22 protein-coding genes are annotated in these 24,615 nt (G+C 65.1%); 10 read left to right on the top strand and 12 right to left on the bottom strand.

Annotation, left to right across the window (positions count from 1 at the left end; genetic code table 11):
- Positions 1-242: 242 nt before the first annotated feature.
- From FJ972_RS03470 to FJ972_RS03455, 4 genes are read right to left on the bottom strand one after another with little or no spacing between them, the layout of a single operon-like run.
- A complete protein-coding gene (locus tag FJ972_RS03470) occupies positions 243-1,379 on the bottom strand; it encodes an ABC transporter permease (RefSeq protein ID WP_140524408.1) in 1,137 nt (378 codons plus the stop codon).
- Positions 1,376-2,296 (bottom strand): ABC transporter ATP-binding protein, encoded by a 921-nt coding sequence (locus FJ972_RS03465; protein ID WP_140524406.1) that lies wholly within the window; start codon positions 2,294-2,296, stop codon positions 1,376-1,378. The genes FJ972_RS03470 and FJ972_RS03465 overlap by 4 nt, the downstream gene beginning before the upstream one ends.
- Entirely contained in the window at positions 2,293-3,246 is a 954-nt protein-coding gene (locus FJ972_RS03460) for an HlyD family secretion protein (protein ID WP_140524405.1), read from the bottom strand. The genes FJ972_RS03465 and FJ972_RS03460 overlap by 4 nt, the downstream gene beginning before the upstream one ends.
- Positions 3,243-3,932, bottom strand: a complete 690-nt coding sequence (locus FJ972_RS03455) for a CerR family C-terminal domain-containing protein (protein WP_140491765.1) — start codon at positions 3,930-3,932, stop codon at positions 3,243-3,245. Before FJ972_RS03455 ends, FJ972_RS03460 begins: the two co-directional genes overlap by 4 nt.
- Positions 3,933-4,024: 92 nt before the next feature.
- Here FJ972_RS03455 and FJ972_RS03450 point away from each other — a divergent pair, with 92 nt between their 5' ends.
- From FJ972_RS03450 to FJ972_RS03440, 3 genes are all read left to right on the top strand, one after another.
- On the top strand, positions 4,025-4,498 hold the full coding sequence (locus FJ972_RS03450) for a CYTH domain-containing protein (protein ID WP_140524403.1): 474 nt from the start codon (positions 4,025-4,027) through the stop codon (positions 4,496-4,498).
- The gene (locus FJ972_RS03445) at positions 4,495-5,433 is read left to right on the top strand and encodes a CHAD domain-containing protein (protein ID WP_140524401.1); all 939 of its coding nucleotides are present in this window, start codon (positions 4,495-4,497) and stop codon (positions 5,431-5,433) included. Before FJ972_RS03450 ends, FJ972_RS03445 begins: the two co-directional genes overlap by 4 nt.
- A 234-nt stretch (positions 5,434-5,667) precedes the next feature.
- The gene (locus FJ972_RS03440; protein ID WP_411961458.1) at positions 5,668-6,273 is read left to right on the top strand and encodes a DNA-3-methyladenine glycosylase; all 606 of its coding nucleotides are present in this window, start codon (positions 5,668-5,670) and stop codon (positions 6,271-6,273) included.
- Between the two features lie 40 nt (positions 6,274-6,313).
- Here the strand turns inward: FJ972_RS03440 and FJ972_RS03435 are convergent, their stop codons facing one another.
- The 4 genes from FJ972_RS03435 to FJ972_RS03420 form a co-directional block, all read right to left on the bottom strand.
- Positions 6,314-8,047 carry a SulP family inorganic anion transporter gene (locus tag FJ972_RS03435; protein WP_140524399.1) on the bottom strand — a complete coding sequence of 578 codons (1,734 nt, stop codon included), beginning with the start codon at positions 8,045-8,047 and terminating at the stop codon, positions 6,314-6,316.
- 66 nt (positions 8,048-8,113) lie between these two features.
- Positions 8,114-8,392, bottom strand: coding sequence for a helix-turn-helix domain-containing protein (locus FJ972_RS03430; RefSeq protein ID WP_140491757.1), 279 nt, complete (start codon positions 8,390-8,392; stop codon positions 8,114-8,116).
- Positions 8,393-8,682: 290 nt separating this feature from the next.
- Positions 8,683-9,384, bottom strand: coding sequence for a phosphatase PAP2 family protein (locus FJ972_RS03425; RefSeq protein WP_140514147.1), 702 nt, complete (start codon positions 9,382-9,384; stop codon positions 8,683-8,685).
- Between the two features lie 31 nt (positions 9,385-9,415).
- Positions 9,416-9,754: a hypothetical protein gene (locus FJ972_RS03420; protein WP_140493450.1), complete on the bottom strand. Its 339-nt coding sequence runs from the start codon at positions 9,752-9,754 to the stop codon at positions 9,416-9,418.
- Positions 9,755-9,914: 160 nt separating this feature from the next.
- Here FJ972_RS03420 and FJ972_RS03415 point away from each other — a divergent pair, with 160 nt between their 5' ends.
- Both FJ972_RS03415 and FJ972_RS03410 read left to right on the top strand, forming a co-directional pair.
- A complete protein-coding gene (locus FJ972_RS03415) occupies positions 9,915-11,306 on the top strand; it encodes a sensor histidine kinase (RefSeq protein ID WP_140491753.1) in 1,392 nt (463 codons plus the stop codon).
- Positions 11,303-11,959, top strand: coding sequence for a response regulator (locus FJ972_RS03410; RefSeq protein ID WP_140524397.1), 657 nt, complete (start codon positions 11,303-11,305; stop codon positions 11,957-11,959). The genes FJ972_RS03415 and FJ972_RS03410 overlap by 4 nt, the downstream gene beginning before the upstream one ends.
- Before the next feature lie 190 nt (positions 11,960-12,149).
- On the opposite strand, the gene FJ972_RS03405 is transcribed toward FJ972_RS03410, so the two are convergent.
- Positions 12,150-12,605, bottom strand: coding sequence for a hypothetical protein (locus tag FJ972_RS03405; protein WP_318013613.1), 456 nt, complete (start codon positions 12,603-12,605; stop codon positions 12,150-12,152).
- A gap of 331 nt (positions 12,606-12,936) precedes the next feature.
- Between FJ972_RS03405 and FJ972_RS03400 the strand changes: the two genes are divergently transcribed.
- Positions 12,937-14,940 carry a PhoX family protein gene (locus tag FJ972_RS03400; protein ID WP_140524393.1) on the top strand — a complete coding sequence of 668 codons (2,004 nt, stop codon included), beginning with the start codon at positions 12,937-12,939 and terminating at the stop codon, positions 14,938-14,940.
- Positions 14,941-14,999: 59 nt separating this feature from the next.
- On the opposite strand, the gene FJ972_RS03395 is transcribed toward FJ972_RS03400, so the two are convergent.
- Positions 15,000-16,181 carry a flavin-containing monooxygenase gene (locus FJ972_RS03395; protein ID WP_140524391.1) on the bottom strand — a complete coding sequence of 394 codons (1,182 nt, stop codon included), beginning with the start codon at positions 16,179-16,181 and terminating at the stop codon, positions 15,000-15,002.
- A gap of 331 nt (positions 16,182-16,512) precedes the next feature.
- On the opposite strand from FJ972_RS03395, the gene FJ972_RS03390 reads away from it, so the two are divergent.
- Positions 16,513-17,550 (top strand): phosphatidylglycerol lysyltransferase domain-containing protein, encoded by a 1,038-nt coding sequence (locus FJ972_RS03390; protein WP_140524389.1) that lies wholly within the window; start codon positions 16,513-16,515, stop codon positions 17,548-17,550.
- A gap of 31 nt (positions 17,551-17,581) precedes the next feature.
- Here the strand turns inward: FJ972_RS03390 and FJ972_RS03385 are convergent, their stop codons facing one another.
- Together FJ972_RS03385 and FJ972_RS03380 are read right to left on the bottom strand one after the other, a co-directional pair.
- Positions 17,582-18,343: an ABC transporter permease gene (locus FJ972_RS03385; protein ID WP_140491741.1), complete on the bottom strand. Its 762-nt coding sequence runs from the start codon at positions 18,341-18,343 to the stop codon at positions 17,582-17,584.
- Positions 18,340-19,266, bottom strand: a complete 927-nt coding sequence (locus FJ972_RS03380) for an ABC transporter ATP-binding protein (protein WP_140491739.1) — start codon at positions 19,264-19,266, stop codon at positions 18,340-18,342. Before FJ972_RS03380 ends, FJ972_RS03385 begins: the two co-directional genes overlap by 4 nt.
- A gap of 202 nt (positions 19,267-19,468) precedes the next feature.
- Between FJ972_RS03380 and FJ972_RS03375 the strand changes: the two genes are divergently transcribed.
- The 3 genes from FJ972_RS03375 (at position 19,469) to FJ972_RS03365 (ending at position 24,600) form a co-directional block, all read left to right on the top strand.
- A complete protein-coding gene (locus tag FJ972_RS03375) occupies positions 19,469-20,830 on the top strand; it encodes a cytochrome ubiquinol oxidase subunit I (RefSeq protein WP_140524387.1) in 1,362 nt (453 codons plus the stop codon).
- A gap of 11 nt (positions 20,831-20,841) precedes the next feature.
- Positions 20,842-21,846, top strand: a complete 1,005-nt coding sequence (locus FJ972_RS03370; RefSeq protein ID WP_140524385.1) for a cytochrome d ubiquinol oxidase subunit II — start codon at positions 20,842-20,844, stop codon at positions 21,844-21,846.
- Between the two features lie 141 nt (positions 21,847-21,987).
- On the top strand, positions 21,988-24,600 hold the full coding sequence (locus FJ972_RS03365) for a mechanosensitive ion channel family protein (protein WP_140524383.1): 2,613 nt from the start codon (positions 21,988-21,990) through the stop codon (positions 24,598-24,600).
- Positions 24,601-24,615 lie beyond the last annotated feature (15 nt).

Below are 24,615 nucleotides of genomic sequence, written 5' to 3'. Positions count from 1 at the left end.
TGGTCGATAGAGCGCAATACACTTGCAAGTCTGCGCTCTATCCCGTTGTTTTGATGGCATTCCGCATCCCGCCAGATGATCCGGCCGGACTCGAGATGCCAAGGGCTTCGCTTGCACTGAGGGGGCCGTCTTGGCCCGCAAGTGGCAGCGGCGAGGCTGATCGACAACGCCGGGGCAGAAGCATGGTTCCAACGGGAGGGTCCAGGGCTCGATGGAACCCTGGACCGCCCCAGCGGCTGTTTTCAGTCCAGCGTGCGGCGGAAGCGGACCAGGGCGACGCCGGCAAACAGCGCCACGAACACCACCAGCCAGCCGATCTCCACGGCCACCGCCGGCAGCTGCGCGCCCTTCAGCATGACGGCACGGGTAATGCGCAGGAAATGCGTCAGGGGAAAGATCTCGCCAAAGATCTGCGCCCAGCCCGGCATGCCGCGATAGGGAAACATGAAACCCGAAAGCATGATCGACGGCAGGAAGAAGAAGAAGGTGAGCTGCAAGGCCTGCATCTGCGTCCGCGCAACGGTCGAGATCGTGTAGCCGAGCAGCACCAGGGACAGCACGAACACCAGCACCGCCGACAAGAGCAGCGTCATCGACCCCGTAAAGGGGATGGCGAACAGAAGCTTCGACGCCGCCAGCACCACCACGACCTGAACCGCGCCGACCGCCAGATAGGGCAGCACCTTGCCCAGCATGATCTCGAGCGGGCTGGACGGCATGGCGAGCAGGTTCTCCATCGTGCCGCGCTCTGTCTCGCGCGTCAGCGCGATCGAGGTCATCATCACCATCGTCATCTGCAGGATGACGCCGAGCAGGCCGGGGACGATGTTGTATTGCGAGATGCCCTCCGGATTGTAGCGCCGGTGCACGACCACATCGAGCTGGCCCCGGGCTGCCTCGGCGGCGGCCTCCTGCATGCCTTGCGCTCGAAGCAGCGCCTGGCCGGCGACGGTGCTGAGCGTCGAGATGGCGCCGCTGGCAACCGCCGGGTCGGTGGCGTCGGCCTCGATCAGGATCTGCGGATTGTCGCCGCGCTCCACCCGCCGCGCGAAATCGGCCGGAATGGTGACGACGAAGGCGACGTCACCGCGCGCCATCAGGAATTCGGCCTCCTCGGCACTTTGCGCCACATGGTCGAAACGGTAGTAGCCGGTGGTCTGCAGTGCCGAGATCATGGCGCGCGTATAGGGATCGCTGCTCGTCGCCACGAGTGCCGCCGGCAGGCTCTTCGGGTCGTTGTTGATGGCGTAGCCGAACAGCACCAGCTGTATCAGCGGCACGCCCAGCATCATGGCGAAGGTGATGCGGTCGCGGCGCATCTGGATGAACTCCTTGATCAGCAGCGCGCCGAGCCGGGCGAAGGAGAAGACCGCGTTCATGCCATGTTGTCCTTCGAGCCGGACATGAACTGGATGAAGACGTCCTCGAGGCTGGTTTCGCCCGGCGCCACCGTCACGCCCTTGTGCTCCTTCTCGACATCGGCCAGCGCCGTCTCCAGCTTCTTCCTGTCGGCTCCCACGACATGCAGCGTCGCGCCGAACGGCGCCACCTGGTCGACGCCCGGCCGGCCTTCGAGCGCTTGCGCCACCTGGTCGAGGCGCGGGCCCTGCAGGACGAAAGTGGTCAGGCCGGCATTCCTGACCACCTCGGCGACGGTGCCCGTCGCCAGCATCTTGCCGTAGGAGATATAGCTGATGCGGTGGCAACGCTCGGCCTCGTCCATGTAGTGGGTGGAGACCAGCACGGTCAGCCCGCCGCTCGCCAGCCGGTGGATCTCGTCCCAGAACTCGCGCCGCGCCTTGGGGTCGACGCCGGCCGTCGGCTCGTCGAGCAGAAGCAGCTTGGGCTTGTGCATGATGCAAGCGGCCAGCGCCAGCCGCTGCTTCCAGCCGCCCGACAGCGTCCCGGCGAGCTGGTTGCGGCGTGTCGTCAGGCCGAGGTCCTCCAGGGTCCTGGCGACATGCTCCTCGACCGGCTTCAGCCGGTAGAGCCGCGCCACGAATTCCAGGTTCTCGCCGATCGTCAGATCCTCGTAGAACGAGAATTTCTGCGTCATGTAGCCGACCTCGCGCTTGATGCGCAGGCTGTCGGTGAGGATGTCGAAACCCAGCACTGTGCCTTCGCCCTCGTCCGGGGTCAGCAGCCCGCACATGATGCGGATGGTGGTGGTCTTGCCCGAGCCGTTGGGGCCGAGGAAGCCGACGATCTCGCCTTCCGCCACCGTCATCGTGACATGGTCGACGACGGTTTTGTCGCCGAAGCGCTTGACCAGGCCGTGCACGTCGATGACGTTCATTTTCCTGAAACCGCCAGCTCGACGTCGACGATCTGGCCCGGCTGCAAGGCGCCGGCGCCGCCCTCCGGCCGCGCCTCGACGAGGTAGACCAGCTTCTGCCGGTTCTCCAGCGAATAGATCACCGGCGGAGTGAATTCCGGATCGGGCGAGACATAGCTGACGCGCGCCTTCACATCCGGGCCGCAACCGTCGCAATGGACGCGGAGCAAAGTGCCGACCTTGACCGAGGAGAAGGCGGCTTCGGGTATATAGACGCTGAGCTTCACCGCGCCGTCGGGCAGCACGGAGATGACGGGCGCGGTCGGCCCTGCCGTGTCGCCCGGATTGCGAATGACGTCGCTGACGCGGCCCGGAGAAGGGGCCGCCAGGGTGCGCTTGGATAGCCGCCACGCCGCTTGGTCGAGCGCGGCCTGTGCCTGCTTGACCTGACTTTCGGCGGCCTTGATCGTCTCGGGACGCGCCGGCAGGCCGCCGGCGGCGAGATTGGCCTGCGCCTGTCCGACCTGCGCGTTGGCCGTCTCCAGCGTGGCCGAGGCGGTGTCGTAGTCGGCCTGCGTGCCGGTGCCGCGCTTGAAGAGGTCGGCAGCGCGGTCGTATTTGCGTCTGGCATCGTCAGCCTGCGCCTTGGCCATGTCGACCTGGGCCTTGAGGGCGGCGATTTCTTCCGGCCGCTTGCCCACCTGCAGATCGGCAAGCTGCGCCCGCGCCTGGGCGAGACTTGCCGTGGCCTGTGCGACCGCGATTTTCGCGTCGGCGTTTTCCAGCGTCACGATCGTGGTGCCCGATGTGACGCGATCGCCGCGCTTGACCGCGACGGTCTCGACCTGCGCCACCTCGATCGGCGCCAGCAGCACATAGTCGCCTTCGACATAGCCGACGGCCAGCGGAGAAGCCGGTGCGCAGGCGCCGAAGAGTTGAGCGGCAAGCGGCAGCGAACAAAGAAAGCTCATCGTCTCGATCCCTTCCGGGCGGCCAGTATGGCGCTGAGGTTGTCCGATGTGACGGCCGCCACCTTGGCGGCCTCGGCGGCGCCGATCTCGCGCCAGCCCATGCGGCGCATGACCGCCTCGCGGCCGATGCGGAAATAGATGACCTGTCCGATCAGCGTGAACACGGTGAGCCGGGTCGCCTCGCTCTCGGCCGCCTCGCCGGTCGCCTGTTCCCAGAGCAGGCACAGGCGCCGATGCGTCGGCTCGAACACGCCGTCATAGATGCGGTCGAGCGCCGCGGTCGGATGCGAGAGCTCGCGCAGCACGAACTGCACGATCTCACCGGCTTGCGGCTGGGCCACGACGAATGCCACCATCCGCTCCAGCGCCGCGAACAGCTGTGCCCGCGCCGTCTCGGGGTTCGCGATTGCCGGCGCCCGCGTCTCGCCGAGTGCCTGGCCGGCGACCGATTGTATGGTGTCCACGATATGGTCGGCGGCGGCGAGGCGCAGCCCCTCCTTGCTGCCGAAGTGATAGGCGATGGAACCGATATTGGCCTTGGCTTCCGCCGCGATCTCGCGCGTGGAGGTGCCGTCGAAGCCTTGTCGTCCGAACAGCTTGAGCGCCGCGCGGACCAGGGCTTCACGTGTCATCTCCGCGGCGGGCGGCTCGCGGCGAGGAGTTCGGGCTTCGGGCGGCTTGATCATGCGGCACACTTTAATCAATCGATTGATTAAAGTCAAATCCGATCCCGGACATGGCTTGCCATGCCGGCCCGCGCGGGCTTTAGTGCGCGGCCATGGGCAAGGAAGTCGAGCGCAAGTTCCTGGTCTCCGGCACGGCATGGCGGGATCTGGTCGAGGCGGACATCCGCATTCTCCAGTTCTATCTCGCCGCTGCGCCGGGACGCACGGTGCGCGTGCGCATCAGTGACGGCGCCTCGGCCAGGCTGACGCTCAAATTCGGCAGCAAGGCGCGCGAGCGCGACGAATTCGAATATCCCATTCCGCTGGCCGACGCCGTGGAGATGCTCGGCTTCGCCATCGGGCGTGTCATCGAGAAGACACGTCATCATGTTAGGCATGGCGGCTATCTCTACGAAGTCGATGTCTTCGGCGGCGCGCTGGCGGGGCTTGTGATGGCCGAACTCGAGACGCCGGACGATGTTCCGGATGAACTGCTGCCAGACTGGCTCGGCCGCGAAGTGACTGGCGAACAGAAGTTCTACAACGCGTCGCTCGCCCTCGGGGGGATTCCGGAGATCGCCGCATGAGCTTTCGCATTGATCCGCGCCTGCCGCTGACCGGCGAGGTCAGGCGTATCCTGGCCGAGGAAATCGGCAAGGCGCTTGCTCATCTCGACACGGCGCGTCACAAGCCGGAGCAGGGACTGCACAAATCCCGCAAACGACTGAAGAGCGTGCGCGCCTTGTTACAGCTCGTTCGTTCCGGTGACGAAACATTCTGCCGTACGGAGAACGAGTGCTACAAGCAGGTCTCGGCACTGCTCGCCGGACCGCGCGAGGCGACCGCCTTGATCGAGACGATCGACCGCCTGGCCGACGCCTTTCCGGGGCAAAGCGCCGGTCACGGCCTCGGCCCCGCCCGCGATCGCCTGGTGATGCGCCAGCACGCGCTTCATGCCGGCGCCGGTCTCGATGCGGCCATAAAAGCTGCCATCGCCGCCTGCCAGGAGGGCCTCGAACGCGTCGACAGCCTGTCCTTGCCGGACCAGCCGGAGCGGGCCGCCGACATTCTGGCCGAGGGCGCCCGCGCCACATTGCGGCGCGCGCGCAAAGCACTGGACAAGGCGGCCTCGAGCGGCGGGGCCGAGGATTTCCACGACCTGCGCAAGGCGGCCAAGACCCACAGCATGCATCTGTCGCTGCTCGGCCGCCTGTGGCCGACGCCAATCAAGGCTCGTCGCAAGGCGGTCGACAAGCTCGCAGAGCAACTCGGCGAACTGCACGACGTCTTCGTCATGCGGGCGATGCTGGAGGCCGGCGGCGAGCCGCTTGGACCGCCCGGGGATACGAAACTCCTTGGCAAACTCCTGAAGCATTCCGAAAAGAGCCTGAGGAAATCCTGCCTTGCCGAGGCGGCCGAACTGTTCGGCGACAGTCCCAGGCGCTCGACGAAGAAGCTGGCCCGCAAGGCGCGCGACGATCTTGCCGGCGCTCCGCCCGCGGAGGAATTGGCGGCGAGGTGACGCGAGGGCATTAATCGCCGGTCATGCGGTCATTCGCCTTGGATGGCTCGCGGGCAGGGGCTGGCCCTCCATTCGCGCACCGGCATCCGCACCGACGGCAAGTCGATCCTCTATGCCCCCCTGATGAACGAGGGCGAAGTCGCGGCGCTGAAGCTCGATTGAGAAGCCAGATATCCCGAGCGGACTCACGAGAGTCTTTGCCACATGGGCCGGGCGGATCTAAAACCAGCCGCCATGAGGATGGTCGTCCGCCGCCCGCTCGCCCGCTCGGAACTGCCGCACGATACGGCCGCTCTCGCGCGCTATCTCATCGGCAAGATCGTGGTCCGGGAATTGCCCGAAGGCATTGCCAGCGGCCGCATCGTCGAGACCGAGGCGTATGTCGCCGGCGATGCTGCCGGGCACGGCTTCAGGGGAATGACCCCGCGCAATCGCTCGCTGTTCCTCGAGTGCGGGCATGCCTATGTCTATCTCGCCTACGGCATCTCATACATGCTGAATGTCTCGAGCGAGATGCCCGGCATCGGAACCGGCGTCCTGATCAGGGCACTCGAGCCGCTCGACGGCATTTCGATCATGCGGCTCAATCGCGGCATCGAGCGCCTGCGTGACCTGGCGCGAGGACCGGGAAGGCTCGCCATGGCGTTGCGGATCGACCGTTCGCTCGACGGGCTCGATCTTTGCCGGGAAGGCCCTCTATGGCTTGCAAGCGATGGCCGCGACCCCGGCGAAATCGGGCAGAGCGTTCGGATCGGCATTTCGAAGGATGCCGACCGCCTGCTGCGATTTTACGTCCGGGGAAGTCCGTTTGTCAGCGGTTCACGATCGCTCAATCCATGAGAGGTGCTTCCCGGCGCGTTGGAAGAAAGCAGAATGCAAGCTACTGCGCTGCCCTCTTCCCCTCCAACTGCGCCTGCGCTGCCCGGATCGAGGCGGCGTAGGTCACCAGCGGGCGCTTGAGGCCGTGGTTGATCAGCGTGCGTCTTGTCTGCGGCGAAGCGCCAGATATGACAAAGCGCACGCCGGCGCGCCTGGCCTTGTGCGCCGCACCCTCAATGACATTGGCCGCGGTCGAATCGAAGAACGGCACCGCCGAGCAGTCGAGGATGAAGTTCTTGCGCTGGTCGGCGATGCGGTCGAGCACCGCGCCGACGGTCGAAGCGGCGCCGAAGAAGAATGCGCCGGTGATGCGGTAGACGACGGTGTCGGCGTCGGTCGCGTCCCTGGAATCATAGACGCTCTCGCGGTCGGCGACGTCCTCAGGCACCAGCGTCTGGTCGGCCTCGACGGCGATGGATTTCGCCATGCGGTCGATGAACAGGATCGAGCCCAGCGCGAAGCCGACAACGATGCCTTCGGTCAAGTCGCGGAAGACCACGATCAGGAAGGTGGCCATCAGCACCAGCGCATCGCCGCGCGAGGCGCGCAGCAGCGTGGCGAAAGCCTGCTTCTCGAACATGTTCCAGCACACCACCGCCAGCACGCCGGCGAGGGCGGAGAGCGGGATGTAGCTGGCGAGCGGCGCTGCCGCCAGCATCAGGACGAGCAGGATCATGGAGTGGATCATGCCCGAAACCGGCCCGTGCGCGCCGGCCCGCACATTGGTGGCGGTACGGGCAATGGTGCCGGTGGTGCAGATGCCGCCGAACAGGGCCGAGGCGATGTTGGCGAAGCCTTGCGCCACCAGTTCGCAGTTGGAACGGTGCCGGCGGCCGGTCATGCCGTCGGCGACGACGGCCGACAGCAAGGATTCGATGGCGCCTAGCAACGCGAAGGCGATGGCGTCCGGCAGCACGTCGATCATCCTGTCGAGGCTGACGGGGGGAAGCGCCGGCCATTGCAGGCTGCGCGGGATCCCGCCAAAGCGCGTGCCGATCGTCTCGGCCGGCAGCGCAAACAGCGCCACCGCGAGCGACGCCAGACCGATGGCGATCAACATCGCCGGCCATTTCGGCCGCCAGCGCTTCAGGAAAGCGATGGTTGCGATTGTCAGCACCGCCACGAAGGTCGCCGCGAGATTGATCGTGCCGGCCGCCTCGCCGATCGCCGTCAGCTTCGGCACCAGCGGGCCTGGCTCCTTGCCGGCGAGCTTCAGCCCGAACAGTTCGACGATCTGGCCCGAGAAGATGATGACGGCGATACCGGCGGTAAAGCCGACCGTCACCGGATAGGGAATGAACTTTATGTAGGTGCCGAGCCGCAGATAGCCGATGGCGATGAGGAAGATGCCGGCCATCATCGTCGCCAGCAACAGCCCGTCCACGCCGACCCGCGCGACCGTCGCCGCCACCAGCACGATGAAGGCGCCCGCGGGGCCGCCGATCTGGAAACGGCTGCCGCCGAACGCCGAGATGATGAAGCCGCCGATGATCGATGTGTAGAGCCCGCGCTCCGGCGTCACCCCTGATGCGATGGCGATTGCCATCGACAGCGGCAAGGCGACGATGGCGACGGTCAGCCCGGCAATGGCATCGGCCCTGAGATGTTCGAGCCTGTAGCCTTCGCGCCAGACCGTCACCAGTTTCGGTGTGAACAGTTCGGAAAAAGTCGGCTTTGCCGGCCCATGGGTCGGTTTGCGCGCGGTTTCGTTGAGTGTCTGCCCGATCTCGTCCATGGACTGCTTCCGCACCTGAAAGGCGGCGGGATCGTCGGCAGGACTGTCGGCGGTCGCCGTCGCGACTTATGCCGGCTCAGCTTTCGGATTGGGCGGCACAGCAGGCTTGAGGCGCACGCCCCGGCCGCCGCGCTCACTGGGTTGATTCTCGCCGATCAGCTCCACCCCGGCCTCGTCGAGGGCCTGGATGACCTTCATCAGCGTATCGACCACACCCCTGACCACGCCGTCGCTCGCTTCCATGCGCTGGATGGTGGGAAGCGAAACGCCGGCGCGCTCGGCGAGCGTCTTCTGATCGATGCCGGCCAGCGCCCTCGCGGCGCGCATCTGCGCGGCAGTGATCATCGGCCGGGATCCCCGTCTGAGTCTGCGGATATGATGTATAATACGATCATTATGATGTTTCAAGCATCAGGATGCACGCTTGAGCCTTGATCATCATCGCTATCGAGCATTTTTCGGATACTTCCCGAGCATTGAGAGCTATGGTGTTCCATCTGGGGCAGGGGATAACGTGGTTGACCATTTTCAAGACATTGACGACATCGGCATGCCTGGTATCGGTGGTCCTTCTGCTAACGGGCTGCGGACACTTGATCAACCGGCTGATCTGACCGCTTCCCGGTCGAGCGTCGTCAGACGTCGTCACGCACCACCCTGCGCCGTTGCAGGACCCTTGCCGCCAACCAGCACAGCATGGCCCAGGCAAAGCCCGCGCACCAGCCGGCCAGCACGTCCGACGGCCAGTGGACGCCGAGATAGATGCGGCTGATGCCGACCAGCACCGTCGTCAGCACGGCGAGCGCCAGAACATAGATCTTCGTCGTCCGGCCCTGCAGGAAGCGCGCCGCAAGCGAGCCCAATGTGAGATAGGTCACCGCCGAAAGCATCGCGTGGCCGCTCGGGAAGGAAAGCGAGGTCTCGTTGACCAGATGCGAGACGAGCTCGGGCCGCGGCCGGTCGACGCCGAGCTTCAGCAGGCTCGACAGCATCTGGCCGCCCGCCACGGCGACGAAGATGAGAAGCGCGGTCCCGGGCCTGCGGATCAACAGCAGATAGATGATCGTCGCCGCCGTGATCAGCACCAGCACGCTGGTGCTGCCGAGGCTGGTGATGTCGCGCATCGCCCCTTCCATCCATGGCGGGCCGATCGGGATACCGGGTTGGCCGGCCTGGCGGAAGGCAAGCATGATTTCAGCGTCGAAGGCGTGCGGCGTGGTGGCCCGTGCCACCTCCATCAACTCCACGAAGCCCCACAGGCCGGCGGCGACGACAAGGCCGGCCAGCAGCACCGGGAATTCGACCCGGCTCAGCAGAGCCTTTGCCGCAGTCTTCATCGAACCTCGTTTCGCAACCATGGTTTGCCGGTCATCGCCCTTGCACATAGGGCCCGAGCGTGATCAGCGCCACGGCGGCAATCGCCAGCACGATGCCGGCCGCCTGGAGCGTATTGATGCGCTCGCCGAAGAATATCAGCGCCACCAGATTGACCGATACCAGCTGGATGACGGCCGACAGGCTGAACGACACCGACATGCCGAACTCGCGAATCAGCCGCAGCATGATCAGGTTGCCCAGCGAATAGAGCGCAAGCGTCAGCACGATCTTGCCCAGGCTGGGCGCCATCCCCCATTGCTTGGCGGCCGCCGCCGCCAGCAGAAAGATCACGGTCGAAAGACCGAGCTGAAGTAACCCCGAAAAACTCACCCTGCCCCTCGATATTGATGCCGGTCGTCCGTGCGTTGTTTCGCAAGCGCGTCGGGACGTCAAGCAGCTGCCGTGGGACCAGGCTCTTGTGTCGGCAGGACCGAAGCGCCAAAGTCGCGGCCACTACCCTGCCCCTGCGGGTGGGGGCGAGGAGCGTGGCGTGCGATTTCTCGAAACCTTGTCGCGGCGCTGGAACGGGCTTACGCTGGCGCTGCAGTTCATCATTGCCGGCGGCTTCGGGCTGCTTGCGGTGATGCTGGTGGTCGGCTTCTGGGTCACCGCGCAAATCCGCGAAAGCGTGCTCCACAATTCGGCGGCCACGACTGCCCTTTATGTCGACAGCGTGATCGCTCCGCTGCTCCCCGATCTGCGCACGAACCATCAGCTCGATGACGCCGTCAAACGGGCACTTGACGAGACCCTCGGCCAAGGCGCGCTCGGCAAACGGCTGTTTTCCTTCAAGTTGTGGCGTCGGGACGGCACGGTGCTGTATTCGAAGGACACGGCCTTGATCGGCCGGCAGTTCGGCCCGAGCGCCAACCTGCGTGCCGCCTTCGCCGGTAATGTCGTCGCCGAGTTCAACGAGCTAGGCGACGAGGACGACAAGGAGGAGAGGGCCGCGGGCGTGCCGCTGCTGGAAATCTACAATCCAGTCCGCGAACCCTGGTCGGGCGAGGTGGTCGCCGTCACCGAATTCTACGAGATCGCCGACGATTTCCAGGCGGCTCTGGCTTCCGCCTTGCTGTCGAGCTGGCTGATCGTGGCCGGCGCCACGCTGACGGCGCTGCTGCTGTTGTCGGGGATCGTCATACGTGGCAGCCGCACCATCGACAAGCAGCGCGGCGTTCTGCAGGGCCAGGTCTCCGAGCTGCAGGCGCTGGTCTCGCAAAACCGGGCGCTGCGCCTGCGCGTCCAGCAGGCGTCGCGCCGTGCCACGGCGCTCAATGAACGATACCTGCGTCGCATCGGTGCCGACCTTCATGACGGGCCGGCTCAGCTCGTCGCGCTGGCGGCGCTGCGTGTGGACAGCCCCGCCATTTCCGGTGAGGGTGCCTCCAGCGACAGCCGCAACGCCGAGATCGCCATGATCCGCATGGCGCTGGACGACGCGATGCGTGAAATCCGCGGCATCTGCAACGGCCTCGTCCTGCCGCAGATAGAAACGGCCGCGACCGGCGACATTCTGCGTCTTGCCGTCGACGAGCATCAACGCAGGACCCGCAGTTCCGTGGCGCTGACCCTATCCAGGCAGTTGCCCGAACTGGGCGCTTCGGAGAAGATCAGCATCTATCGCTTCGTCCAGGAGGGGCTGAACAACGCTTATCGTCATGGGCAGGGCAAGGATCAGGAGGTGAAGGCCGGGATGACAGGCGGCAAGTTCTTCGTTGAAGTGTCGGATGGCGGGCCCGGATTCGACCCGAGGCGAGCCGAGGGCCTGGGGCTCGCCGGCATCAGGGAACGTATCGAAAGCATTGGTGGCCAGTTCGAGACCACGACCGGGCCACAGGGAACACGATTGATGATTACGCTAGCCGTCGAGGATCAACCATGATCGGTACCATCCGTGTCGCCATTGTCGACGACCACCCGCTGTTTCGCGAAGGCGTTACCCGCAGCCTGTCGGAGATCGGCGGCTTCGAAATGGTGGCCCAGGGCGCCACTGCGCAGGATGCCGAACGCATCGCCTCGACTTTGCAGCCCGACATACTGCTGCTCGACATCAGCATGCCGGGTGACGGCCTTGCGTCGGTGGCCGGCATACTGGGTGCCAATCCCGGACAGAAGATCGTCATGCTGACGGTCTCGGAGGCCAATGCCGACGTGGCGCGGGCGCTGAACGCCGGTGTGCGCGGCTATGTGCTGAAGGGGGTCGGCTCGCGCATGCTGGCCGAAATCCTGAATGGTGTAGCGGCCGGCGAGACCTATGTGTCGCCGACCCTGTCGGCCCGCCTGCTTTCGGACCTGCAATCGCTGCAGCCGGCCAACGGCAGGACGGATCGCCTGCGGCAGCTCACCGGACGCGAGGCCGAGATCCTGCAGCTGGTGGCGGAAGGGCTGAGCAACAAGGAAGTGGCGCTGCGGCTGGCACTGCAGGAAAAAACGGTCAAGCATCACATGACCGGTGTGCTGTCCAAGCTCAACGTCCGCAATCGCACCGAGGCGGCGCTGCTGATGCGCGAAGCGCGGGATCGGGCCGGCAGCTAATCCTGGTCGGCCGCAAGGGATCCCCGGTTTGGGATAACGACACGCATAAATGAAAACCTGAAGCGCGGTGCAGCAGCGGAACGCTCCAGGGCAAAAAAGACGGCCCCTATACGGGGCCGGAGCGACAAGGTCACCTCCGCCGGGGGGCGGCGGAGGTGACACGTAAAGCGGGCGATGCCTATTGCCCGCTCTACAACCCCTTGAGGCGGCTTATATCCGCCGCCGTCGCAGGGCGCTCGACGATCGTGCGGCCCAGAGCGTCGGTCATTTTGAAGCGACCCTTCTCGATCTCTTCCCCGAAGCCGTTAGGGTGCTGCACCACGATCTTGTTGTCGTCTATTTCGACACGATCGCCGGTTGTTGCGTTCACATGCTTGCCGGAGCTGTTGGCACCCTTCCCCTTGCCGTTGTTGCCGGCGCCATTGTTCCCGTTGCCGCCAGCGTTGCCATTGTTGCCTCCGGCGTTGCCATTGTTGCCGCCGCCGTTATTTCCATTGCCGCCATTGCCGCCATTGCCGTTACCGCCACCACCGCCATTGCCGCTGTTCCCGCCAGGCTTGGCTTGGGCGCTGGACGCGACAATGCCTGCGGCGGAACCGTGAAAATCGAGGTGATAGGGGGCTATGGTCAGCGCCAGTGCCGGCACTGCTCTCAGGGCCAGCCAGCAACAATGTGCCATGATCGAGCTGCGCATCAGTCCCTCACTTGATCGGACCGGCAAAATTCAGAGGCCATCTCGTGCAGGTACGCGACCATCGGCGACATGGCGTGTTCGTGTAAGTGGCCCACGACCGATGCCGCGGCAATCCGGACCTTCGCCCCGATCGGTTTAGGACCTTGGTCCGAGTTTCAAACCGGATGTGGCGCGAGGTTCGCGGTCAAGCTGGCGGGTGCACGAATGTCACGAAAGTGTGACCGATCGTCTATAAGGGGTCGAAACGCGTGACACGCTCCAGCCATCCAGCCAGAGGCAGACCATGACCGACCATCGCTCGCCCGACGCCCGATTCCGCACCAGCCTGCTTGAGGAAAACGACGGTCCGGCGACCAACCCCACCGAAAACCGCACCATGGGCGAAATCATTGCCGAGCGGTTCTCCCGCCGCGCCTTCCTCAAGGGCTCGCTGGCCGTCTCGGCCATCGCCGCCACCGTCAGCCCGCTGGCGCTCGTGGCCGCCGACGATGCGCGTGCCGCCGAGGGCTCCGCCTTCTCGTTCGAGGAACTCGAAGCCGGTATCGACGACAAGCACCATGTCGCGCCGGGCTACGATGCCGACGTGCTGTTGCGCTGGGGCGATCCGCTGTTTGCCGATTCGCCGGAGTTCGACCCGGCCAGGCAGTCGGCTGAGGCCCAGGCAAGACAATTCGGCTACAACAATGACTATGTCGGCTATATCGGGATCGGTGGCTCCGCCGAGCACGGCCTGCTGGTCGTCAACCACGAATACACCAATCCGCATCTGATGTTCCCGGGCATCGTCAGGATCGTCGAGAAGGACGGCAAGAAGGCGGCCGAACTCGCGCCGCTCTCGAAGGAGCAGGTCGATGTCGAGATGGCGGCACATGGCGGCACCATCGTCGAGATCCGCAAGGAAGGCGGCAAGTGGCAGGTGGTGCGCGACGGCAAGTTGAACCGCCGCATCACCTCCAACACCGAAATGGCGCTGTCGGGCCCGGTCGCCGGCCATGACCGCGTCAAGACCAATGCCGACCCATCCGGCACCAAGGTCATCGGCACATTCAACAACTGCGCCGGCGGCGTCACGCCTTGGGGCACCTATGTCATGGCCGAGGAGAACATCCACGGCTATTTCTCCGGTGAACTGCCGGAAGGCCATAAGGAAGCCGCCAATTACAAGCGCCTCGGCATTCCGGAAGGCGCCTATGAATGGGGCGCGCATTACGATCGTTTCGACCTCGCCAAGGAGCCGAACGAGCCCAACCGTTTCGGCTGGATCGTCGAGGTCGACGTCAACGATCCGACATCCACGCCGAGGAAGCGCACCGCAATGGGCCGCTTCAAGCATGAAGGCGCCGAATCGATCGTCGCCAAGGATGGCCGCGTCGTCTTCTATCTCGGCGACGACGAGCGCTTCGAGTACGTCTACAAATTCGTCACCGCGGGCCGTTTCGATCCGGACGACCGCGCCGCCAACATGAACCTGCTCGACGACGGCACGCTGCATGTCGCCAAATTCGCTGCGGACGGTACGGTGGAATGGCTGCCGATCGTCTTCGGCCAGGGCCCGCTGACGGCCGAGAACGGCTTTGCCGGCCAGGCCGACGTGTTGATCGAGACGCGGCGTGCCGCCGACCTGCTCGGCGCCACCAAGATGGACCGTCCCGAGGACATCCAGCCCAATCGTGTCAACGGCAAGGTCTATGTCATGCTGACCAACAATTCCAAGCGCAAAGCCGACCAGGTCGACGCCGCCAACCCGCGCGCCGACAACGCTTTCGGCCACATCATCGAGATATCGGAAGATGGCGGCGATTTCGCCGGCACCAGGGGCAAATGGGAAGTGCTCCTGAAATGCGGCGATCCGGCGGTTGCCGATGTCGGCGCCACCTTCTCCACCGCCACCACGGCCAATGGCTGGTTCGGCATGCCCGACAATTGCGCGGTCGATTCAGCCGGGCGCCTGTGGGTCGCCACCGACGGCCAGGGCCCGAAGGCCACCGGCCGCACCGACGGCCTGTGGGCGGTCGACACCGAAGGGCCGGCGCGCGCGACGTCAAAACTGTTTTTCCGCGTGCCGATCGGCGCTGAAATGTGCGGGCCGCTGTTTGCGCCCGACGATCAGACCGCCTTCGTCGCCGTCCAGCATCCAGGCGACGGCGGCGAGGATTGGGAGGCGTTCGGCCGCCCGTCCTATTATGAGGATCCGTCGACGCGCTGGCCCGATTTCAAGCCGGACATGCCGGTGCGGCCGGCGGTCGTCGCCATTACCAGGCAAGGCGGCGGCAAGATCGCGATTTAGAGGGCAATTCCAGGAAAGTGGGGTTCCGTCCGACGCGTAAAACGAACCTCCAGCCCGGTTCAGCGGCCCGAATTGGCGATCCGCCGGGCAATCCGCTCGGCGATCGCCTTGGCCTGGATGGCGGCATTGGCGAAGCAGCCGCGGATGCTCGGCCGCATGCCGGTGAACCAGAGGCCAGGCAGTTTCGGATCCGCATCGCCGCCGTTGAAGACCGGAACGCCCTTGCCGTCGAGCACGCCGAGATTGCCGACCATCTGCTCAAGCCCGGTGCGGTAGCCCGTCGCGGCAATGACGATGTCGGGATCGATCAGGCTGCCATTGGCCAGGATGACGCCGTCGCGGGTGAATTCTCGCACCCCCGGCACGACGGTGATCCTGCCCGCGCGGATGGCGTCGATCGCGCCCTCGTCGGCGGCGATCGCTGTGTAGTCGGTGGTCAGGCGGCTGGCGCCGCCCACCGGTGCCGGCGGCACGCCGAATTTCGTCAGGTCGCCGAAAACCAGGCGCTGCGTCAAGGCGATCACCGCATCGGCGACCCGCAAAGGCAACCGCGCCATCAGCGGCGACAGCCGGTGCACGGCAATCTTGCCGATGCGCTTGGGCAGGACCGACGGACCGTTGCGGGCCGACAGCCACAGCGAGGCGGTGCTTGCCTGCGCCAGGTGGTTGAGCGCGTCTATACCCGAGTTGCCGGCGCCGACGACCAGCACCTTCTTGCCGGCATAGTCCTTCGCGTCGCCGAAATCCGCCGAATGGATGATGCGGCCGGCGAAATCCCGCATTCCTTTCCAGTCGGGGATGAACGGCTGTCTGTCGCGGCCGGTGGCGATCACGACGTGGCGCGCCAGGCGCATCCCGGCGCTGGTCTCTATCGCCCAGTGGTCGCCCCTGAACAGGACCGCCTCGACGGCGACGCCGAGCTCCACCGGCAGCCGGTTCGCCTCGCTGAAATCGTTCAGATAGCGGATGACGGCGGTTCTGTGGGGGAAGGCGAGCGTGCCCTTCGGATAGGCAAGGCCGGGAAGTGCCGAAAGGTCGCGGTGAGTATTGAGGCGCAGCTGCTGGTGACGCCGATGCCATGGCTCGGCCAACCGGCTCTCCTTTTCCAGGATCGCCGTCGCCACGCCGGCCTTGACCAGCGCCTGCGCTGCCGCGAGACCGGCGGCGCCGGCGCCGATGACGATCGCCGGTTCGATAGTTACCGTCTGGTGCGCTGCCGGTCTGATTGTCGTATCTGCCATTCGCTCACGAACCCCATTCCACCCTTGTGGCGCTTCCGCCGACACCGGCAGAACGCCCTCCCGCGCATGATCCATACAGCAGATCGGCCCCGGATTTCGAGGCCATGCGCCGCACCGCGGTTGCGTCCTATATGGCATATACGCGAGATCGGCGATAATCAGGTCGCGGCAATGTGATTGATTCGAGATCCGGGGGCTGGCGGATCTCTGTTACCGGTACAGGAATCCGAAGTCCTCGAAACGCTTTTTTCGGCTTCCTGTGCAAAATCAAGGCGCCACGGCGTATAGCGTACCCGGGTGCGCGCCGCAGATGCACGCGGAATCTCGACCCATGCCCTCCTTGCGGATCTATCTCGACAAAATCCTCGAGCGTGCCTCGCCAAAGGTCGAGCGCCAGGCGTTCACCCATGCCGAACGGCTGGCGCTGGTGCGCCGCCACGGCGACTTCTCACTCGCCTACTCCTCCGCCGTGCAAGGCAGGCTCTCCTATTTCGGCGACGCCGACGGTTACATCGCCTTCGGCACCAAGATGAAGCATCATTTCGCGCTCGGCGACCCGGTCGCCGATCCGGCCCATCGGGCCGACTATATCAGGCGCTTCGTCGAGACCGCCGGCAGCCCCTGGTTCGTGCAGATCGGCGAACAGTCGGCGCGGGTGCTGGCCGGGCTCGGCTACAAGGTCAACCGGCTGGGCATCGACACCCGTCTGCCGCTGCCCGCACACGATTTTTCCGGCAAGCGCAACGAAACCGTGCGCTACTCCGAGCGCTGGCTGTTGAAGAAGGGCTTTTCGTTCGCCGAGGACAAGCGGACCATCTTTCTCGACGAGATCTCCCGGCTTTCGGCGAACTGGCGCGGCGACCGCATCGTCAAGCGCTGGGAAATGGGCTTCCTCAACCGGCACTTCGCCGATCATGTGGGCGTCGACATGCGCCGCTTCGTGCTGCACGGCCCTGATGGCGAACTGGTCGCCCTGCTCGACTTCGATCCGCTGTTTCGCGGCGGCAAGGTCATCGGCTACACCACCGCCTTCAAGCGCAAGCACATCGACGCCTCGCCGCATGCCGAGGTCGGCCTGACCAAATTCGCCGTCGACCGCTTTCGCGAGGAAGGCATTTCGGTCGTCACGCTCGGGCTGTCGCCGCTGGTCGACGTCGGCCCCAGCGGATTCGCCGAAAGCGATTTCTGGCGCAACGCCTTCCAGCGCGCCTATGATTCGCCTTGGGTCAACCGCCGCCGCTTCAACCTGCAGGGGCAGGCGGCGTTCAAGCGTCGTTTCCACGGCATCGAGGAGCCGGTCTACGTCGCCTTCCGTAAGGGAACCTATGTCGAGATGCTGGGCCTGCTGCGGCTGGTGAAGGCGATCTAGCTCTGACCGCGGCTCAGCGTGGCTTCGCCCCTCAATTCCTCAGCCGGTAGCCGGTCCTGAATATCCAGGCGACGGTCGCCACGCAGATCAGCAGAAAAACCACGGTCATGCCGAGGCTGATGCCGACCGAAACGTCCGATTTTCCGAAAAAGCTCCAGCGGAAGCCGCTGATCAGATAGACGACCGGATTGAACAGCGTCACCGTGCGCCAGGCGCCCGGCAGCATGTTGATGGAATAGAAGCTGCCACCCAGGAAGGTCAGCGGCGTGATGATCAGCAGCGGCACCAGTTGCAACTGCTCGAAGCTCCTGGCCCAGATTCCGATGATGAAGCCGAACAGGCTGAAGGTCACCGCCGTCAGCACCAGGAAGGCCAGCATCCAGAACGGATGCTGGATGGAGAGCGGCACGAACAGCGAGGCCGTCGCCAGAATGATCAGGCCGAGGATGATCGACTTTGTGGCGGCGCCCCCGACATAGGCGAGGACGATCTCGAGATAGGAGACCGGAGCCGACAACAGCTCGTAGATTGAGCCGACGAATTTCGGGAAGTAGATGGCGAAGGAGGCGTTGGAGATCGACTGCGTCAAAAGCGACAGCATGATCAGCCCGGGCACGATGAAGGCGCCGTAGCTGATGCCGTCGATCTCGGTGATGCGCGAACCGATGGCCGAGCCGAAGACGACGAAATACAGCGACGTCGACAGCACGGGTGAGACGATGCTCTGCAAAACGGTGCGCAGCGCGCGCGCCATCTCCACCCGGTAGATCGCCCATACCGCGCGCAGGTTCATGGCTCTTGCCTCAGAAGATTGACGAAGATCTCCTCCAGCGAACTGTTCTGCGTGTCCAGGTCGCGGAACTGGATGCCGGCGGCCTCGAGATCGCGGATTAGCGACGCCACGCCCGGCCGGGCGCTCTGGTTGTCATAGGTGTAGGTGATCTGCCCGCCATCCGGCGACAATTCCAGGGCGTAGTGCGAGAAGGCGTCCGGAATGGCGCCGAGCGGGCTGCGCAGTTCCATCACCAGGCGCTTGCGGCCGAGCTTGCGCATCAGTTCGGCCTTGCCCTCGACCAGGATGATCTCGCCTCGGTTGATGACGCCGACGCGGTCGGCCATCGCCTCGGCCTCCTCGATATAGTGGGTGGTGAGGATGATGGTGACCCCGTCCTCGCGCAGCCGCCGCACCATCGCCCACATGTCCTGGCGCAGTTCGACGTCGACGCCGGCCGTCGGCTCGTCGAGGAACAGCACGCGCGGTTCGTGCGACAGCGCCTTGGCGATCATCAGCCGCCGCTTCATGCCGCCCGAAAGCGTGATCGCCTTGGCGTCCTTCTTGTCCCACAGCGACAGGTCGCGCAGCACCTTCTCGACAAAGGCATGGTTTGCCGGCTTGCCGAACAGGCCGCGGCTGTAGTTGACCGTCGCCCAGACGCTCTCGAAGGCGTCGATGGTCAGCTCCTGCGGCACCAGCCCGATCAGGCCGCGCGCGGCGCGATAGTCTCTGGTGATGTCGTGGCCATCCACCGTGACGCTGCCAGACGAACGGTTGACGATGCCGCAGACGATGGAGATCAGCGTCGTCTTGCCGGCGCCGTTGGGGCCAAGCAGCGCGAAAATCTCGCCGCGCTCGATGTCGAGATTGATTTCCTTCAGCGCCTTGAAGCCGGTGGCGTAGGTCTTGGTGACCCCGGAAATGGAGATGACAGGCTGCATGGCTGAAAACGGCTGCTTGAAAGAGGACCCCAGATATAGGACGAATGTCGCCGCATGCAACCGCAAGTCAATGCCGTTGCTGACAGTTCTCGACATTGCCGCCGCATGGCGCTGCGGCGTTCCGCCTCGCGGCGGGACGCCGCTTTGACCGGCCGGCCCTACAAGCCTATTCTCCGCTTATTAGAAGCAGCCGGAGCCCGCCATGGACCCGCTCATCCTTTCGCGCATTCAGTTCGGTGCGAATATTTCGTTTCATATTCTGTTTCCAGCCATCACCATCGCACTCGGCTGGGTGCTGCTTTTCTTCAAGCTCCGCTACAACGCGACCAATGATTCGGCCTGGATGCGCGCCTATTTCACCTGGGTGAAGGTGTTCGCATTGTCTTTCGCCATGGGCGTGGTTTCCGGCGTCACCATGAGCTTTCAGTTCGGCACCAACTGGCCGGGCTACATGGAAACGGTCGGCAACATCGCCGGGCCGCTGCTGGCCTACGAAATCCTCACCGCCTTTTTCCTCGAGGCAGCCTTCCTCGGCATCATGCTGTTCGGCTTCCGCCGCGTTTCCAACCGCATCCACACGCTGGCGACCGTGCTGGTGGCCGGCGGCACCACCGTGTCGGCCTTCTGGATCATCGCGCTGAACTCGTGGATGCAGACGCCGGTCGGCTTCGAGATGCGCGACGGCGTCGCCCACGCCGTCGACTGGTGGGCGATCCTCTTCAATCCCTCCATGCCCTACCGTCTCGTCCATATGCTGCTCGCCTCCGGGCTTACGGTATCGTTTCTCATCGCCGGCCTGTCGGCGCTGCGCTACCTCAAGGGCGACCGCTCGGAATCGATGTGGAAGGCGCTGCGCACCGGCGTCTTCACCGCCGCCATCCTCATTCCCATCCAGATCCTTGCCGGCGACCAGCACGGCCTGAACACGCTCGAGCACCAGCCGCAGAAAATCGCCGCCATGGAGGCCAACTGGAACACCGGCCCCAACGTGCCGCTGGTGCTGTTTGCCATTCCGGATGAAGCGGCCAGGGAAAACAGGTTCGAGGTGACCATTCCCAACGGGGCGAGCTGGATCCTGCGGCACAGTGCCAGGGGCGTGGTACCGGGACTCAACGACTATCCCGGCAACCATCCGCCCGTCTTCCCGGTGTTCTGGGGTTTTCGCGTCATGGTCGGCACCGGCCTGTTGATGCTCGCCGTCTCCTGGTCGGCCGCCTTCTTCCTCAAGCGCCGTCATAGCCTGCCGAGGCCGCTGGCGTTGCTCATGGTGCCGATGACCATCTCCGGTTGGGTGGCGACGCTCGCCGGCTGGTATACGACGGAGATCGGCCGCCAGCCCTGGCTGGTGACGGGCGTGCTGAGGACCGCCGACGCCGTCGGCCCGGTGGCCGGCGGCCATGTGGCGCTGACGCTGGCCGTCTATCTCGCTCTCTACGTGCTGTTGCTGATCGCCTATCTCGGCGTTCTGGTGCACCTGGCGCTGAAGGCGGCCAAGGACGGCGACACCTCGCCGCTGCCGGGCGTGCTCAACAAGCCGATGTCGCAGCCCGCGGCTGGCGAGTAGGAGACAGAGAAATGACCTATGACTGGCCGACCCTGCTCCCCCTCATCTTCGCCGGCCTGATGGGCCTCGCCATCCTGATCTATGTCATTCTCGACGGCTTCGATCTCGGCATCGGCATCCTGTTCGCGGCGGCCGAGGACGCCGAGCAGGACACCATGATCGCCGCCATCGGCCCGTTCTGGGATGCCAACGAGACCTGGCTGGTGCTGGCCGTCGGCCTTCTGCTGGTCGCCTTCCCGATGGCGCATGGTGTCATCCTCAGCGCGCTCTATATCCCGGTGTTCGTGCTTCTGGTCGGCCTCATCCTGCGCGGTGTCGCCTTCGACTTCCGCGCCAAGGTGGCGACGGAGCGCAAGCATCGCTGGAACCGCATCTTCTTCCTCGGCTCGCTCATCGCCTCGCTGGCGCAAGGCTATATGCTGGGCGTCTATGTGCTTGGCCTCGACTTCGGCCTGGGCGGCATGGCGTTCGGCGTGCTGGTGGCGTTCTGCCTGGCGGCGGCCTACGCCGCGATGGGGGCGGCCTGGGTCATCTACAAGGCCGAAGGCGACTTGCAGAAAAAGGCGGTGCGCTGGCTGCGCACCACATTGGTGCTGACCGCGCTCGGCATGGCTGCCGTGTCGCTGGCCACGCCCTTCGCCAGCCCGCGCATCTTCGCCAAATGGTTCGTCCTGCCCGAAATGCTCTATCTGTCGCCGCTGCCGATCCTGTCGGCGCTGCTGTTCCTGTGGCTGTGGCGGCAGACCTCTCATCTGCCCAGGCCCGACGACCGCCATTCGCTGACGCCGTTCCTGACGCTGGCCGCCATCTTCGCGCTGGGCTTTGCCGGGCTCGCCTGGTCGTTCTATCCGTTCGTGGTGCCCGACAGGCTGACCATCTGGCAGGCGGCTTCCGCACCCGAAAGCCTGGCCATCATCCTGGCCGGCACCGTGGTCGTGCTGCCGATCATCATCTTCTATTCCTTCTATGCCTACCGCGTGTTCGGCGGCAAGGCGAGGGACCTGACCTACGATTGAAGGGCCAGGCGACGGCGCGAAATCATCGCCTCCGCCTGCCGCCTGTCGCCTGCCGGAAAGACAATATTCATCTTCACGCGGAATAACCTTCCGCGACATGCTGCGGCCTGATGGCAGCGGTCCGAGAAGAAGGGCAATGCAATGCGCGGTGTCCCGGTTGCCTCGATAGAACACGATCCGCAGGCGCGGCAGCGCTACGCAGTTTTCCTGGGAAAATCGCTACGCCGCTTTCCTGGAATTGCTCTGGTCCTGATCCGCCTGGTCACGCTGATCGCCGCGCTTGCGCTGGCCGGCCTGCTGCCTGTCATTCAGCCCGCTCATGCCCAGCAGACGGCCAACTGGGCCGGTGTCTGGGACACCAAATGGCGCGGCGGCGGCGCCCAGATCACCTTCGAGCAGGACGGCGCCGAGGTGAAGGGCGTCTATCCCCTGTATGGCGGCCGCATCGAAGCCAAGGCCGAAGGCGAAAAGCTGTTCGGCCGCTGGTTCGAGGGCAGTCGCCAGGGCGAGTTCAGCTTCGTCATGGCGCCGGACAGCGCCAGCTTCATGGGCCGTTTCGAATCCGCCACCGCCGAATGGTGGACGGGCGTGCGCGTCGACGCCGCCGAGACCCTCAAGGTCGACCAGACCAGCCCGATGACGACGATGCGCTCATTCCTGCAGACCATGAACGAGAGCGGCGCCGACAATGTGCCGCGCGCCACCGGCGGCGGCATGGGCCTTGCCGCGCTGGCGGCCGGCCTCGTCGACGTCACGGAGGCCGATCGCGGCGGCCTCAACATGCCCGATTACACCAAGCTCCTGTTTTCGGTGATCGACAACGCCACCTTGCGCCTGTGGAACCTGCCGCATGATGCGATCCCCGGCGACGAGGTGACAGCCAGGCTGCAGCAATATGGCAGCAAGGTTTTCTTCGACGTCACCTTCCGCCGCAGGGCCGGCGAATGGTTCATCGTCGGGCCGCAGCTCGCCGTGCTGCAGGCCAAGCTCGCCGAGTTCCAGGCGGCGCGTGGCGAAGCCCCCGACATGGTCGACGATCCGGCCAAGCTCGCCTCGCCGCGCGACACGTTCAAGATGCTGCTCGGCGGCATCGCCGACCAGAATGGCGGTTCGACGCAAACGGCGCTCGACATGCGCGGTTACAATCCGGCGGTGCGGTCCGACGAGGCGGTTCTGCTCGAGAGCTATCTCAAGAAAGTCATCGACCGCATCGGCTACGTCTACTGGCAGGAAATTCCCGACGATCCCCAAAGCAACACGCCCTATGTGTATTTCGAGCACCCGGCCGGCAACATCGTCGTCGCTCCGGTGGGGACGGAGAAAGGCGGCAAGCTGTGGAAATTCACGCCGGAAACGCTGGCCAACATCCGCACGCTCTATGCCGATATCGAGGACGCGCCGGTGGCGCCGGAATTCACCGCCTTCGCCAGCAACGATCCGTTCTTCGCCACGAGGGGCCTTGCCCGCGAGATCAGCCCTGCCCTTTTGACCCGCGCCGGGCCGATCGAACGCTGGCAATGGCTGGGGCTCGGCATTGCCGTGCTTGCCGGCATCGCCTTCGGCTTCCTTGCCAACGCCGTCATCGTGTTCTTCGCCCGCCGCGGCAGGAGTTCCGGGCGGGCCGGCTTCTTCCGCGTCGTCGAATGGGCGGTGCGCTCGATCTTCCTCGGCCTGTTCCTGCTGTTTGCGCTGCGGCCGCTCGGCTTGCCGCAGGTGATCGCGGCATCCGCCAAGGCGGCGGCCTGGAGCCTGATCCTGATCGGCGCGGTTCCCGTCGTCTGGCACCTGATCGGCAAGATCGCCGAGCGCTACCGCGCCACCTTCAACGTGCCCGGCTACCACGAGACGCTGATCTCGCTGCTGACCGGCGTGGCGCGCATCGCCGCCCTGGTGGTCGCCTTCCTGCTCCTGGCTGAGGTGCTGGCGATCCCCTATCAGGGCGTGCTGGCCGGCCTCGGCATTGGCGGCCTGGCGGTGGCGCTGGCGGCGCAGCCAACGCTGCAGAATTTTCTTTCCGGCCTGACGCTCTATGCCGACCGGCCGGTCAGCGTCGGTGACTTCTGCAAGTTCGGCAACCAGTCCGGCACCATCGAGCATATCGGCATGCGCTCGACCCGCATCCGCTCGGTCGACCGCACGGTGATCTCGGTGCCCAATTCCGACTTCGCCGGCATGCAGATCGAGAACTACGCCCATCGCGACCGCACCCGCTTCGCCACCACGCTGCAATTGCGCTACGAGACGACGCCCGACCAGCTGCGCTACACGCTGGCGGCGCTGCGCAAGCTCCTGATCGCTCATCCGCGCGTCATCGACGACCCGTGCCGCGTGCGCTTCGTCGGCTTCGGCCCCTATTCACTCGACATCGAGGTCTTCACCTACATCACGACCGCGGATGGCTCGGAGTTTCTCGCCATCCGCGAGGACATATTGCTGTCGATGATCGCGGTGATGGACGAGGCCGGCGCCCAGTTCGCCTTCCCGGCGCAGTTGGAATACAGCGCCGCCGACCTGCCGCTCGACCAGGAAAAGCGCATCGCCGCGGAAAAGCGGGTCAGCGCCTGGCGCGAGGAGGAAAAACTGCCTTTCCCCGATTTCAGCCAGCTCGACAGGCTGGAGCTCAACGACAGCCTGCCCTATCCGCCGCGGGGCTCGGTGCAATACCGAGAAGCCCAGTCCGCCCCGGCCACGGTCGAAACCAAGGCCTCGCTGGAGAAAGCGCGCTGGAGCCTGCCGTGGCGGAAGAGGGTGTAGCCTTCTTCGCAGGAG

It is taken from the genome of Mesorhizobium sp. B2-1-1 (genome assembly GCF_006442975.2).
Taxonomy (GTDB): domain Bacteria; phylum Pseudomonadota; class Alphaproteobacteria; order Rhizobiales; family Rhizobiaceae; genus Mesorhizobium.
Note: the sequence above shows the minus strand (reverse complement) of the source record. Positions and strands in the feature narration are given on the sequence as shown.